The organism is Ohtaekwangia koreensis, assembly GCF_900167975.1.
GTDB lineage: Bacteria > Bacteroidota > Bacteroidia > Cytophagales > Cyclobacteriaceae > Ohtaekwangia > Ohtaekwangia koreensis.
In genome coordinates this window covers 5,001-19,914 of sequence record NZ_FUZU01000005.1, presented here as the reverse complement: position 1 = coordinate 19,914, position 14,914 = coordinate 5,001, and the positions used below count along the sequence as shown (strand labels likewise).

11 protein-coding genes and 2 rRNA genes (1 of these 13 running past the window's edge) are annotated in these 14,914 nt (G+C 41.2%); 5 read left to right on the top strand and 8 right to left on the bottom strand.

What is annotated here, in order from left to right; genetic code table 11:
* Complete coding sequence (locus tag B5Y40_RS27245; protein WP_079690054.1) at nt 1-2,721, bottom strand: VWA domain-containing protein; 2,721 nt, start codon at nt 2,719-2,721, stop codon at nt 1-3.
* A 135-nt stretch (nt 2,722-2,856) separates the two neighbouring features.
* Here B5Y40_RS27245 and ygiD point away from each other — a divergent pair, with 135 nt between their 5' ends.
* Nucleotides 2,857-3,684 carry a 4,5-DOPA-extradiol-dioxygenase gene (ygiD, locus tag B5Y40_RS27240; RefSeq protein WP_079690443.1) on the top strand — a complete coding sequence of 276 codons (828 nt, stop codon included), beginning with the start codon at nt 2,857-2,859 and terminating at the stop codon, nt 3,682-3,684.
* Nucleotides 3,685-3,697: 13 nt separating this feature from the next.
* On the opposite strand, the gene bioA is transcribed toward ygiD, so the two are convergent.
* The 5 genes from bioA to B5Y40_RS27215 form a co-directional block, all read right to left on the bottom strand.
* Nucleotides 3,698-4,981: an adenosylmethionine--8-amino-7-oxononanoate transaminase gene (gene bioA, locus B5Y40_RS27235; protein WP_079690053.1), complete on the bottom strand. Its 1,284-nt coding sequence runs from the start codon at nt 4,979-4,981 to the stop codon at nt 3,698-3,700.
* Complete coding sequence (gene bioD / locus B5Y40_RS27230; RefSeq protein WP_079690052.1) at nt 4,974-5,582, bottom strand: dethiobiotin synthase; 609 nt, start codon at nt 5,580-5,582, stop codon at nt 4,974-4,976. Before bioD ends, bioA begins: the two co-directional genes overlap by 8 nt.
* Before the next feature lie 19 nt (nt 5,583-5,601).
* Entirely contained in the window at nt 5,602-6,741 is a 1,140-nt protein-coding gene (locus B5Y40_RS27225; RefSeq protein WP_079690051.1) for an aminotransferase class I/II-fold pyridoxal phosphate-dependent enzyme, read from the bottom strand.
* A gap of 59 nt (nt 6,742-6,800) precedes the next feature.
* Nucleotides 6,801-7,667 carry an SDR family oxidoreductase gene (locus B5Y40_RS27220; protein WP_221409009.1) on the bottom strand — a complete coding sequence of 289 codons (867 nt, stop codon included), beginning with the start codon at nt 7,665-7,667 and terminating at the stop codon, nt 6,801-6,803.
* 105 nt (nt 7,668-7,772) lie between these two features.
* A complete protein-coding gene (locus tag B5Y40_RS27215; protein ID WP_079690050.1) occupies nt 7,773-8,873 on the bottom strand; it encodes a hypothetical protein in 1,101 nt (366 codons plus the stop codon).
* A gap of 199 nt (nt 8,874-9,072) precedes the next feature.
* Here B5Y40_RS27215 and B5Y40_RS27210 point away from each other — a divergent pair, with 199 nt between their 5' ends.
* From B5Y40_RS27210 to B5Y40_RS27195, 4 genes are all read left to right on the top strand, one after another.
* The gene (locus tag B5Y40_RS27210; protein WP_079690049.1) at nt 9,073-10,020 is read left to right on the top strand and encodes an OmpA family protein; all 948 of its coding nucleotides are present in this window, start codon (nt 9,073-9,075) and stop codon (nt 10,018-10,020) included.
* Nucleotides 10,021-10,024: 4 nt separating this feature from the next.
* Nucleotides 10,025-10,195, top strand: coding sequence for a PLD nuclease N-terminal domain-containing protein (locus B5Y40_RS27205; protein WP_079690048.1), 171 nt, complete (start codon nt 10,025-10,027; stop codon nt 10,193-10,195).
* A complete protein-coding gene (locus tag B5Y40_RS27200; protein ID WP_079690047.1) occupies nt 10,192-11,487 on the top strand; it encodes an MFS transporter in 1,296 nt (431 codons plus the stop codon). The genes B5Y40_RS27205 and B5Y40_RS27200 overlap by 4 nt, the downstream gene beginning before the upstream one ends.
* 77 nt (nt 11,488-11,564) lie before the next feature.
* Nucleotides 11,565-13,628, top strand: coding sequence for a tetratricopeptide repeat-containing sensor histidine kinase (locus B5Y40_RS27195; protein ID WP_079690046.1), 2,064 nt, complete (start codon nt 11,565-11,567; stop codon nt 13,626-13,628).
* A 380-nt stretch (nt 13,629-14,008) separates the two neighbouring features.
* Here B5Y40_RS27195 and rrf read toward each other — a convergent pair.
* Nucleotides 14,009-14,120 (bottom strand): 5S ribosomal RNA (rrf, locus tag B5Y40_RS27190).
* A gap of 154 nt (nt 14,121-14,274) precedes the next feature.
* A 23S ribosomal RNA gene (locus B5Y40_RS27185) occupies nt 14,275-14,914 on the bottom strand; it runs 2,246 nt beyond the window's last position.

The following is a 14,914-nucleotide window of genomic DNA, read 5'->3' as shown; positions in this document are numbered from 1 at the left end:
TTATTTCTTCTTCTTTGCTTTCGCTTCGCGGATTAATTTCAGGTCTACGTTTTCTTTTGATATCTGCGCATAGTTCCCTTTGCCCTTTTTGGTTAGTTGCTCAAGGGCTTTAGAAGCACCGGCTCCTTTACCGAAATTGAAGATCGAAAGAAAAATATCCTCGGTGGAAAATCTCTCTATCAATTGAAGCGTTTCGTCACTCGTACCAAACTCACCGTCCGTGGCAAGTACAATACGATTGTTACCACCACGTATATAGTTTTCATCCGCAGTTTTATAGGCCAGCTTTATACCTGCGTTACCATCTGTTTTCCCGGATGACTTCAGATTGTTTATAGCTTTGGTGATCTTATCACTCTCTTTAAACGAAGCAGATTCCAACAGCACTTTCGGTTTATCTGAAAAAGCAATAACGGATACTCTGTCTTCCGGCCGCATCATGGATACCAAGCTGAGTATGGCATTCTTTAGTAACGGCAATTTCTCCGGAGAATTCATAGAACCAGATACATCTAACAATAAGATCATATTGTTAGTAGCATAGCCGTCCATTGATCTGAGATTTTCGCCTGGTTCCGAAATATATACCGTGTCACGCTTTTCAATATATACTGTGTCGTGTAATACTTTTGAACTTGCGCTTTCACGAGAAGTATTTTGTTGCGCGACTGTTTTCTGTGTTGCTGGTTTTTCTGTTGTACCTGCGTTGGATATCGTGTTTGTTGAAGTCGTGGTGCGTGCAGCTGTTGACTTGGTTTTCTCCTTATCCGGATACTTAATAAAAAACAACTCCGGTTGACGTACTGTCGGCAAGTGTTGTACACTGGTAGATAACTCACAAAATTTGTTATAATCATCCACAATGTCGTTGTAGCGATACACCATTGTATGATAAGGGTGCTCGTATCGGGATGTATTGGCAGCCCTCAACTTCTTGATCTCTTCACTTAAAGATTTAGAGGTCTCCGGAATATCTTCATACGGAGTATAGGGACACAAACCATTATTGCGTCCGATCTTTTCAATCCCTTTCATGTTATCGTACTCCCTGGCAATTACTTCGCGAAGGGTTTCATCAATAGATTGTGTTGATATCTTTATCGTGCTATCGCCCATATAGTATGCTTTGGCTTTCATTAGCGCATCATGATCCAGGTCCGTCAGATTTTGCAATGCTCTCCCAGATATATACCATGAGGAAGTCACCGTTTGCGGGTAAGCATCAAATACTTTCCGAACATCTTCATACAACCATTCCTTTCGTTTGTCCCATTCTCTGAATAATACTTTCTGCCGTTCAAGCGTTTTGTAAACATTGTCCAACCGATCTTTCTCATATCGTTTTTCACTAACCTCCTGGACCAATGAAGCACTCAGATCATCCATCTCTTTTAAAATGCTCTGCAAGACTTCCGTCTGATCATTCAATGATTTCGCTATAGCAGGAGGAAGCGCCTTACTATAGGTGATTGTCTTTTGATACTCTGCCTTGGGTAGCTGATAATTTTTATAGTCGAAGTTAAGCGGCCCGTGTCGTTCGTATGAATCCAGTGTTTTAAAATACGAAGCACTTGAACTAAAATTCTCCAGCGTTGATTGCAGGTTTCGTGTTTGGCGCCACGTTTCATTTATATAGGCAATGTAGTTTGATAGTGCTTCAAACTGTGCCTTTGGCAAAGCCGTTTTCTGAAGTGCTATAGTTACCGGTACTCGCGCAGCATCCCGGAATGGAGTAACCTGTACGGCCGTTGATGCAGGTTGTGTGCGGAATTCGAAAAGCGGAAAATACTTAATCGTTTTTATACCAACGTAATCACCCATTGCAAAATCAATGAAACTATTATAATCGGATACGAGCGTTCCGTTAAAATAATTGATCAGGTCAAAGTATACATCGTTGCTATGCTTGTCCGATTTCTTAGCCTCAAAGTTATACCCGTTTAAGCCGTTACGTTTCAATTCAAGTATAGTATTGAGGTTTTCTTGAAACGATGGCCACATACTGGACGCTGGATACTTCAATACCGGTTTTGATTTTTGCATGGCTATAGCCTGCTGATCTGTTTCGAGTATACTTTGCTCCAGCTTATCCACCGGCCACCCTGTATGAACATCTTCCTTTACATTGAATGTCCATGAGTCGAGAAGTTTTCGTTCGCGTTCAATCTCACCTCTCATAAAGGCATCGGCATTCCGATAAGCCGCGGGCGCAGTCGTGGACTGTACTATCTTTTTATGAATAGCATCAAGCTCAAACTTCAACGCGTTATACTTTTTTTGATAGTCGCGAAGCAACAAAGGCAATTCATTTACCAGTTGCTCAGCTCTTGCAAAATTATCCTGCTTGTAATCTTCAAGTTTGTGATACGTGTCGAGCGATTTACAATTTACGTCAATCTTTTCCGCGGCAGCGCGAAGGTCCTTGAGCTTTGCATTCAGGTTGGTTGAAAGCGTGGTATTAAGGTTCTTGCTCAAGGTTAATGCATTGGTCAGATAATAATCTTCCAACTGTACCGGACAAGTATACCGCGGCGAACCCCATGAACTTTTCTGATGAATGGTTGGATAATATGCAATCACCGACTTCACAACTCTATCCACTTCTTCAGCAGAATGGTTCGCGTAGTCAGCGTATGCATTAATTGCTTTTTGTTGTACACCGGTTATAGACTGGCCCATTGAAAGCACCGGCAACAGGAAGAGAAAATAAATAAATCGCATATTCGAACTTACTAAAAAATGTTATTACGGAATATAGCGCTATAGGTTCTGATCCTGTCCATAGGGCATACTTCGTTCTATAAATATGAACTTTATCTCCTGATATTCATGTTTACACAAGTGAATACTGAATCTATGAATTCCATCAAAGCATTTGAAAAGTTTACGAACACATTGCCTGAGCAAGAACACACAATGCCCCTGTTGTTTATTGGCCACGGCTCGCCTATGAATGGGATTGAAGACAACGAGTTCAGCCACAAGTGGGAACAACTCGGAAAAGAGATTCCAAGACCAAAGGCAGTACTTTGTATTTCAGCACACTGGTTTACCAAGGGCACCCATATTACGGCGATGGAAAATCCTCAGACTATTCATGACTTTGGTGGATTTCCGAAAGCATTATTTGATGTACAGTATCCTGCTCCCGGTAATCCTGCACTGGCTAAAGAAGCAGCACAGCTAATTCACAAAACTACTGTAGGACTCGATCATGAGTGGGGATTGGATCACGGTACATGGTCTGTTGTAAAACGGATGTATCCGGAAGCAACTATACCCGTGCTTCAACTCAGCATCGACTATACGAAAGGACCTCAATATCACTATGAGCTTGCGAAGGAACTGGAATCACTTCGTAAAAAAGGTGTGCTTATTATTGGCAGCGGAAACATGGTTCATAACCTGCGTATACTCGATTGGCAACGTCCTACAACCGGGTATGATTGGGCCGTTGACATTAACGAAAAATTCAAGGAAGCAATTCTATCGAATAATCATACACCCTTGATCAACTTTGAAAGCCTTGGGCAAGGTGCGAAACTTTCTATACCCACACCCGAGCATTATTTACCACTGCTATATATACTCGGGTTGAAAGGCGGTAAAGATAAAGTAAGCATCTTTAACGATAAGCTGGCCATGGGTTCAATTTCAATGACGTCTGTAAAAATAGACGCATAATCTGTTCGTCATTTTAACGATCGAGCTGATCCAGAAATTCACGAATGGCACTATATATAACAGCGAGTTGATCATCGGTGATCACATACGGTGGAAGTATATAGATAACATTACCAAGTGGCCTTAGCAGGATGTTTCGCGCTATAAAGTAAGGATATATTTTTTTTCTGATCTCGTTATCATACGAAGTCCTGGCGTCTGTTTTTATTTCCAGCGCCAGTATAGTCCCCAGAGATCGTACCACGCTTACACGGCTATGATGTTTTATTTCTGATTCAAATTGTTTGTGCTGGTAAGCAATATGCTGAATACTTTGTTGACACGCATCTGCCATGAGTAAATCAAAACTCGCATTGGCGGCAGAGCAGGCTATAGGATTCGCAGTATAGGAGTGTCCATGAAAAAATGTTTTCAGGAAATCTTCAGTCTGATAAGCCTGCAGGATTTTATCAGAGCATGCAGTTACACCCAAGGCCATTGTTCCTCCTGTTATCCCTTTCGATACCGCGATGATATCAGGTTTGTTCTCGCAATAGTCGGAAGCAAATAATTTACCCGTGCGTCCAAACCCTGTAAATACTTCATCGGCAATACATAGCACATCATTCGCTTTTGCCACTTCGAGCAGACGGTTGAGAATAGCGGTGGAGTATATACGCATACCGCCAGCACCTTGTACAAGCGGTTCGTACACGAAGGCTGCAATGTCGCCACGTGATACTATATCTTTAAATTGCCGAAGGATATATTCTTCATTTTCAACTGTTGGAAAATCAATGAAGATAGTTTCAAACAGATAGGGCTTGAAGGGATCCGTGAACATACCACGCTCTCCAACGGACATCGCCCCGAACGTATCACCGTGATAAGCTCCATCGAGGGCAACGATCTTACTTTTCTTAATACCTTGATTATACCAGTATTGAAATGCCATTTTAAGTCCTACTTCCACGGCAGTGCTTCCATTATCGGAAAAGAAGATGCGTGATTGATTCGATGGCAAAATTGAAAGCAGATTTTTTGAAAGCTGTATAGCCGGTTCATGTGTAAATCCTGCAAAGATTACGTGTTCCAGTTTCCGGGCTTGTGCTGCTATAGCATCCGCTATATATTCATTGCTGTGTCCGTGCAGGTTTACCCACCAGGAGGAAACAGCATCTATAATTCTACGATTGTCGCCTGTGGTAAGGTAAACACCTTTTGCTTCGGTGATCAGGATTGGATCTATACCGCCTTGCAACGGACTGAATGGATGCCAGATGTTTCTTTTATCCAGTGCTGCTAAATTATTATTCATTCCAGTTTTCCTTTAGAAGATCAGCGTACCGCTTCACTGTATTCTGATCTATAGTTTCTTCGCGGGCAATACGCAATAGACAACGCAATCCTGAATGGTGAAGTATAATTCTTTCACTCTCCCGATTCGGCTGACCATTGAATATTATACCTTTCACACGAAGGTTTCGTTTTCGCAATGCTTCAACCGTAAGTAATGTATGATTAATACTACCGAGGTATAAATCAGCGACCAGTATAACAACATCAGCCACTTTTGCTGCGAGGTCAATAACAAAATCAGTATCGTTCAATGGAACCAGGCATCCACCCGCACCTTCGATCACCAGATCGTTCTTCGTTGGCGGAACTATAAATCCCGAAAGCTTCATGGTGATACCATCCAACGCAGCGGCTGCATGTGGTGAGGCCGGAGTTTTTAATACGTATGCTTCCGGAAAAATTATTGTGTTGTTGCCGACAAGTTTTTGTACGGTGTCTGCGTCCCGCGGCAAGCCTGCCTGTACAGGCTTCCAGTAATCAGCTTGCAATGCTTCACACAGTATAGCAGATACCATTGTCTTACCACTGTCTGTGTCGATAGCCGTGACAAAATAATTCATGCGGAAAGTTAATAGTAAATTACGAATGCATCACTGCCTGAAATGATTTCAATGTGGAAGCAAGCGCTTCAATATCAGACTTCGTATTAAATGTATGCAGGCAAATTCGCAGTCGTTCAGATCCTTTTGGTACAGTGGGAGAAAGTATAGGGCGAACATCGAAACCTTTCTGTTGCAATTCTGTTGCTGCTATTCTTGCGTTCTCGTTGCCGGGATATATAGCCGTCTGAATTGCGCTCGTACTGATCGTTCTGTTCGGCAAGTCCTGAACAGCATGTAAAAAAAACTGGATATTATTCCGGAGCCGTTCCTGCAGATATATATTATTGCTTAGATATTTGAAAGCACAGTCTATCGCGGCAATACTGTGTGGAGGCAATGCTGTGGTATAGATAAAAGGCCGGGCAAAATTAATCAGGTAGTCATGCAGATCATTGTTCCCTGCAACACAAGCTCCATGTATACCCATTGCTTTGCCAAACGTATATACACGCACTGCAATTTTGGAATGCACGTTCAACGAAACGGCAAGACCGCTCCCCTGTTCCCCCATCACACCGGTGCTGTGGGCTTCATCCAAAATTATAAAGGCATTGTACTTCTCTGAAAGCGAAACCAGCTCTTGCAAAGGACATTGATCGCCATCCATAGAATATATGGATTCAACTGCTATATATATCTTGCCTTCTGCCCGCTTGAGTTTAGCTTCGAGGTCATTCAAATCATTATGCCGAAAGCTATAACGTTTGGCGAGACTTAGCCGTGCACCATCTTTTATACAGGCATGTGCAAGTTCATCGTAAAGTATAGTGTCATTACGTTGGGGTAATGATGATAATACAGCCAGGTTGGCAGTATAGCCAGAGTTAAAAATCAGTGATGCGTCTGCCTTAAAAATCTTAGCCAGGCGGGACTCGGTTTCTTCGTAATACTCAGTGTTGCCAGCCAGCAATCGTGAGCCTGTTGCGCCATTTCTTTTTATAGTAAGCGCATCAAGTTCCTGGTGAATCTCATTGAACAATGACTCAGAACGCGAAAGACCAAGGTAATCATTGGAAGAAAAATCAATTTGATCAGAAGTATACTTCAGAGTTCTGAGTAATCCTTCTTTTTCGCGAGCCTTCAAACGTCCCTGCAATTCTTTTCTCCATGCATCCATGCGTCAAAAATATAAATCTTTGATCAAGATATAGCTTTCTGCTTCAACGAATCACGTGGTTACTTACCACGCCCTTTTTCAATCATGTCCCACATGGTCTCTGGTATAGTTTCAAGGTGACTGAACTCACCGCCATTGCGTAGCCACTCACCGCCATCGATGGTAATCACTTCACCGTTTACGTATGCGGAATAATCGGACATTAAATATGCAGCCAGGTTAGCGAGTTCCTGGTGCTCACCAACACGTTTCAATGGAACGCGTTGTGCGGGATCAAATTTTTCTACTAACTCACCGGGTAACAAGCGACTCCATGCACCTTCAGTGGGGAACGGTCCGGGGGCAATTGCGTTACTTCTGATCTTGTACTTTGCCCACTCAACAGCAAGCGACCTTGTTAACGCAAGCACACCTGCTTTACCACACGCAGAGGGCACTACATATCCGGAACCCGTCCATGCATAGGTTGTAACTATATTTAGAAAAACTCCAGGCTGCTTTTTTTCAATCCAGTTTTTACCTGCAGCAAGTGTTGTATAATATGTACCTTTTAATACTATATCTACTACTATATCAAATGCGCGATGTGAAAGGCGCTCCGTTGGACTTATAAAATTACCGGCTGCATTATTAAGCACTCCATGAATTTGTCCAAACGTAGCTTCTGTTGTTTTAATAACATTATCGATCTCTTCATATTTGCGAACATCACAGGTAACGGCCAATACTTTTCCACCCGTTTCTTTCATCAACTCATCAGCCGATTTATCCAATACATCTTTTTTACGGCTGGTGATTACAAGGTTCGCACCAAGTTCCAAAAAGTATTTCCCCATTGATCGGCCTAGTCCGGTTCCGCCACCCGTTATAATGATGGTTCTATCTTTCAAGCTTCCGGGTTTTAACATTCCTTCCATGTCATTGATTTTTTAGATCATTGAAAGTAGCGAATAAGAATATATTTCCTACGGCTTCGGGTAAATAAAAAAGGACTGTATAAACAGTCCTTTAAGATAGAGAGGGGTATTGTGTTAGCTATTGATTTCAAAATCTTCCTTCAGGTTTTCAATTTCATCTACAACAGGTTGCAGAACAGTCTCCAGTTTCTCTTTCGAGCCATCGATATACTGGATGTAAGGAATATATGCTCCGTTTTCTTCAACATGAATTATATCACCTAATTTTTTATCATTACCATCGTAGAGTGCAGCTTTGATAATTTTATTCCAATCTATTTCAGGCTTGTTCAACTCTTCTCCATTAATTATACCTTTCACTTTCAGGTTTTTCAATTGAACGTAACCGTCAACGCTTGTAAGACTTTCTTCTGATTTAGAACTGTTCTTATACTTAAGCGTAACACTTGTAGCCAATAATGTTTGTTGATTTTGTAGAAGGGAAATATTGATATAGGATGAAGTTGCTGCGTTATCATCGAATTCAATGCTAACTTTATAGGGGGCAACGTTGAATACTACCGAAGCTGCCAACGGAAAGCCACTTTCGTCCCACTCTGCTTCAAGGTATATAGATGCTACTTTTACTCCATCAACATGGAGGTGCGCATCGAGTAATTCCGGTTCATAGTATGTTTCCTGAAATTCTTCATCGAAGAATTCTATTTCGCTATATCCTTCAAGCGTAAGTTTTGCATCATTGGTAGAAGATCCCTCGGTTGGAAACTGAATTTCAATTACTTCAGCATCGCTGACACGTTCAAACTCTCCGGCTTCACCTAATTCCGGGTTCCATACATATATACCGAGGTTCGCTTCGAAATCAAATGCTTCTTGTGCTACCCGGCCATTCGTGTTTTTAGTGAATACTTTTTTGAAGTCAGTGCCTTTTTCTTGAAAGAAGTGACGGATCTTCTTGCGATCAGTTCCTATTCTTCCGAAAGGGTCATCTGTATCCACAAGGTTAAACAGATCTTTAACAGCTTTTAAACCATCTGCATCCGATAAATCTTGCAGATCGTTTTTAGCATCCGAATTGAATGTAGAGATAGTAGCTTTCGCTTGATCTTTAGAAAGCTGATTACTGTCTTTTTTGTCATCATCATTGTCACATGAAGAGAATCCGATAACAGCGGTAAGGGCTGCCATAGAGAGCAGTCGTTTTGTAATAGTCATAAGGGTTTTATTTAGAAAATTTGTTTTCTATATAGGTTAAAAATTCAATAGCTCTTTTACGGAAAAACGGCTTAGGATGGTTTCAAAAACCAGTTGAATTATTTCAGGTTCGTGCATTAGACACAATGCTATAGCAGATGGTTGGAAGTAAATAATAATTATTAATTTGTGTCACATTTTTTGAACTCACTCTTAACCTATGAAGAAAGTATTATTACCACTTTTTATCACCCTTATTTTTTCGTCATGTATTGTAAGCAAAAAGAAATACGATGAACTCCTGGCACAGAAAGTAAGAACGGAAGCTGACCTTGCAGATCGTTCATCTCAACTTGATAAGGCGAATGCCAATCTTGATTCGCTATCACAACAGTTGAAAAAACTTAAAGAAGACACGACTAAACTTGGAATTGAAAAAAGAAATAAGAGCCAGCGACTTGCAGAACTTGAAAAGGAACACAGTCAATTGAATAGCAACTATAAGAATTTACTAACGAGCAGTGGTCGGCAGACGCGCGATCTTGTGCAACAACAAGAGCAGCTTCTTTCGATTCAGGAAAATCTGGAGCAGACGCGGAGAGAAAATGATTCATTAAGTAACAGTCTTGCAGAACGTGAAAAGAAAGTAAAGGAACTGGAGCAAGTACTTGCGAGTAAAGACAAAGCTGTTCAAGACCTTAAGAATAAAATTAGCAATGCATTGCTTAACTTTAAAGAGAACGACATTACTGTGAAAGTAAAGAATGGTAAAGTATATGTGTCACTCGCAGAGCAATTACTGTTTGGATCAGGCAGTATTGAAGTGGATGCTAAAGGAGTTACAGCCCTGCAGCAACTGGCAAAAGCTATAAAGGATCAGAAGGATATTAATATTATGGTTGAAGGTCATACTGATAATGTACCGATCTCCAAAAAATCACAGTATATGCAAGACAACTGGGATCTGAGCGTGATGCGTGCTACATCAATCACTAAGATTTTAACAAAGTCTGGTGTATCGCCTCAGCAAGTGACAGCTTCTGGCCGTGGAGAATTTATGCCGTTAGCATCTAATGATTCACAACAGAATAAACAAAAGAACAGAAGAACTGAAATTATAATCACTCCGAACCTGGACGAGTTATTCAGGATACTTGAAAACAACTAAAACTATGGGAAGACTAATTTCGCTTTTAATCCTGATTATCGATATCGTAATCATTCTGGATATACTTCGGAGTAATAAAGAAACGGAGAAGAAAATACTTTGGATCATTGTTGTTATACTGTTGCCGATACTAGGGCCAATTTTATACTACCTTATAGGAAAGAATAAGTTATGAATGAAAGCAAGTTCAAGCCACTGTGGAGCCTGCCTGTTATCGTTGCTGCGTTAGGCTACTTTGTAGATATATATGATCTTCTTCTTTTTAGTATTGTACGAAAACCCAGTTTAATTTCATTGGGTATACCGGAAGATCAGTTGTTCGATCAAGGTGAACATCTTCTTCGTGTTCAGATGGCGGGCTTGTTAGTGGGGGGTATCATCTGGGGAATCATGGGAGACAAGCGCGGCCGGTTATCGGTTTTGTTTGGCTCTATCTTATTATACTCTCTCGCAAATATAGCGAACGGATTTATCACTACTGTGGATCAATATGTAGTACTCCGGTTTATAGCAGGTATAGGATTGGCCGGTGAATTGGGGGCTGGTGTCACACTTGTATCGGAATCACTTCCCTCAAATCTAAGGGGATATGGTACAACGATCATTGCAACGGTAGGGCTAATGGGCGCAGTGGTGGGCAATCTTGTTTCACAAACCAAATTTGCGTCTTCCTCTTTTGAGTCGTGGCAGATATCATTTTTTATTGGTGGCGGTATGGGGTTATTATTGCTGATCGCCCGCGTAAGTGTTTTTGAGTCGCATGTGTTTCTCAAATCCAAAGAAAGGAAACTTGAGCGTGGTAATTTCTTTCAGCTATTCACAAATCGTACACGATTAGTCAAGTTTCTTGGATGTATATTTATAGGCTTACCAATCTGGTATGTCATCGGTATACTTGTCACGTTCTCTCCAGAATTTGCTACAGCGTTATCTATTACAGGAACTGTGACTACGGGGAACGCAATTATGTATAGCTATATCGGCCTTGCAGTTGGTGATCTTGCAAGTGGTTTCTCCAGCCAGATCATTAAATCGCGTAAAAAAATTGTTTTAATATTTATTTTACTGACGCTCTGTTTCATTGTCTTTTATCTCTTCACTCCCATAAAAGATGCAGGCTTCTTTTATATAACCTGTTTTATTCTTGGAGTTGGTATAGGGTACTGGGCGTTGTTCGTAACAATTGCTGCAGAGCAGTTTGGCACTAACCTGAGATCAACGGTGGCTACTTCTGTACCTAACTTTATTCGTGGAACTGTTATTCCGCTTACTCTGCTTTTTAAATTCTTGCGTGATAGTATTCATCAACACTATAGCCTTTCGTTAGGTGATATAAACGCAAAGAATGCCGGGATGATTTATGGAGCGTTGGTCGTAGGACTCCTTACGATTGTCGTTGCTTTAATTGCCTTACGATTAATCGATGAAACGTATGGCCGTGATATGAATTTTGTTGAGGAAGACTAACCCTTTCTGTTCCGCTTTACGTTTGGGAAATCGTAACTTTATTACAATCTTTCTATTTGTAAAGACCCCAACCCATAGTGAACAAAACCCTTATTTTCCTCTCTTCGCTACTATTCTATTGGACATCTTCCTTTTCGCAAAATATTCAATTAATTGATAGTCTTAGATTACGTGTCAAATCATATACAGCGGAAGACCAAAAGAAATTTGAATTACTGAATGATCTTGCCTGGGAACATCGCTGGGCTAATCCCGACAGCACAATTTATTACTCACAAAAAGCATTGGCGTTGGGCAAGAAGCTGAACCTCTCAAAAGGTTTAGCAAAGCCACTTAATTTCATGGGGGTCGCCTATAACTATAAAGGCAATCGCATCACAGCATTTGAAACGTACGATGAGGCGCTTCGTGTCTCCGCAGCCCAAAAGGATTCTTCACAAATTGCACACACAAATAATAATCTTGGCAGACTTTTTTTCGAACAAGGATTACTCTCCCGATCGTATGAACATTTTATTCGTGCATTGTCTCTATTCGAGGCGATAGATGATTTATCCGGCTTGGCATATACATATCAGAGCCTCGCTGCGCTATATAAACTACAGCATGATTATGTTAAAGCCGAAAGCAATTACCTGAAAGCCTACAATATCAGGTTATCGCTGAATAACACACGTGATATCATGTCAGCACTGGGTCAATTGGGAAGGCTATCGCAAGAAACAAACGACCACGACAAAGCACTTCGCTATTTACATTTAGCAGATTCTGCGGGACACGTTATCAATGATGAAGTAAATCTTGCCGACATTAAGACCTATATATCTCAAAGCTATTTGCGAAAAGGGCTACTCGAAGAAGCGGAATCAATATGCAAGGAAGGTCTTGAGGTCATACTGAAGAAGAATGTTGTACGCATTTTGCCACAAGCCTATCTTACTATGGGTCAGATCATGTATACTAAAAATGACCTATCAGAAAGCAAGAGATACCTTAACATGGCGCTTGACATGGCAGCAAAGTCAAATGATCTGTCCTCTAAAATGGAAGCTTATTATTGGCTATGGAAACTATCAGAGAAGAAGCACGATAAAACAGGGAGCCTCTCACATCAGAATCAATACTTGATACTAAAGGATTCTATAAAGGATCTTGATTTAACCCGACAGGTTGAGCGGCTTCAGTTTGAAATTGAGATTCAACGAAAAGAGCAAGAGAATCAATTGCTAAAAGCAAATGAAGAAAAAAACGGGGCCATTATACAGCAACAGAAGCTTCAAAATATAGTACTCATTGTCATTATAGGATTTGTAAGTATACTTGGATTGGTGCAATGGCGTAATGGCAAGAAGCGAAGGGAGATTAACGAACGGCTTGCACAGCAAAATCAATTTATTGCTAATCAACGTGAAGAGATCGTAGAACAAAACGAAAAATTATCCAGAAGAAATCAAGAGCTCTCCGATATCAATCATGAAAAGGATACGATCATGAGCATTGTCGCGCATGATTTAAAATCACCACTCAATAGGATAAAGGGTATAGCTGACCTGATGGAACTTGAGGGACATCTTACCGAAGATAATAAAGTATATGTGCAGATGACTAAGAACGCAACTCAATCGGGGTTGGACCTTATCAAAGACTTACTTGATGTACATATGCTCGAAGAAAATGCAGAGCCTAACTATTCGGTCTTCGATGTCAGTCGTTTCCTTTTAGATAAGATAGATGCTTTTGGTCCATCTGCTGAATCTAAAAATATACATCTTCACATTACGCGCATTGAAAATGAAGAAGTAAATATAGATGCTGACTATCTTAATCGCATCGTTGATAATCTGATTTCAAATGCCATCAAGTTTTCTAAACGGAATTCAAGTATAGAAGTATCTGCAGGCCGTTCTTCTTCTCACTTTTGGATTTCAGTGAAAGATCACGGACCTGGATTTTCAGAACAAGACAAGGTTCATCTATTTCAGAAATTCAAAAAATTAAGCGCACGTCCAACAGCTGGAGAAACTTCAAACGGATTAGGCTTAGCCATTGTGAAAACACTGGTCGATCGATTGAAAGGTAAAATAGATTTAACCTCTGAAGAAGGAAAGGGAAGTGAGTTTGTAGTTAAGTTTCCAATTTAACTATGCATACTTATGCTTGTTGACTGGATTTCAATTCCCATCATATATAGTATCAAATTCTCCGTTGACTTGGTTAAGACCGACAGAATTTGAATTGTTTTCAGTCAACTAATTGTCTCACATTAAACGTGCTCCAGTTCTAAGGGGCATACATCTAGTCGATTATTTTCTTGTTCTATCTTATAACCTGCAATCGAAGAGTATGCAGATCTATAGTCTAGACTTAAAACAGGGATATGACCTGTATCCTCAAGGGATGAGTTTGTTTCTACCAGATTTATTGCGGGTTACTTCATGTGAGCTTAGTGAATGATGTTTGTGGGCTAGGTTGTAAAACAAAAAAAGCCTTTGGAGGTTATCCAAAGGCTTAGTTAGTAAAAGAAAGGCAACGACTTACTCTCCCAGGTATTATCCCAGTACCATCAGCGCTGGCGGGCTTAACTGCTCTGTTCGGAATGGGAAGAGGTGATCCCCACCGCTATAGTCACCTTAAAATCTTAAAGGTTCGTCACTTATCTAAAAGCAACCCTTTCAATATTTCTTTGACAGTATTGGCAAAAGAGTAGAAGTATTAAAGTTAGTAATGTAAAGCAAGCACATAAGATTGTTTTTCGTTGTTACCCCGGATCCTATTGCTAGAACCCGGGGCCTGAAGCGTTCGGGTAATTAGTACTGCTCAGCTTTGACATTTCTGCCTTTACACCTGCAGCCTATCAACGTCATAATCTCTGACGTCCCTTAATGGAAGTCTCATCTTGAGGTGAGTTTCGCGCTTAGATGCTTTCAGCGCTTATCTCGTCCCAACATAGCTACCCGGCAATGCAGCTGACGCCACAACCGGTACACCAGCGGTTGGTTCAACCCGGTCCTCTCGTACTAAGGTCAAGACCTCTCAAACTTCCTACGCCCATCACAGATAGGGACCGAACTGTCTCACGACGTTCTGAACCCAGCTCGCGTGCCACTTTAATAGGCGAACAGCCTAACCCTTGGGACCTTCTCCAGCCCCAGGATGTGACGAGCCGACATCGAGGTGCCAAACCTCCCCGTCGATGTGAGCTCTTGGGGGAGATCAGCCTGTTATCCCCAGCGTACCTTTTATCCTTTGAGCGATGGCCCTTCCATACAGAACCACCGGATCACTATATCCAACTTTCGTTCCTGCTCGACTTGTCAGTCTCACAGTCAAGCATGCTTATGCTATTGCACTCCACATACGGTTACCAAGCGTACTGAGCATACCTTTGAAAGCCTCCGATACACTTTCGGAGGCGACCACCCCAGTC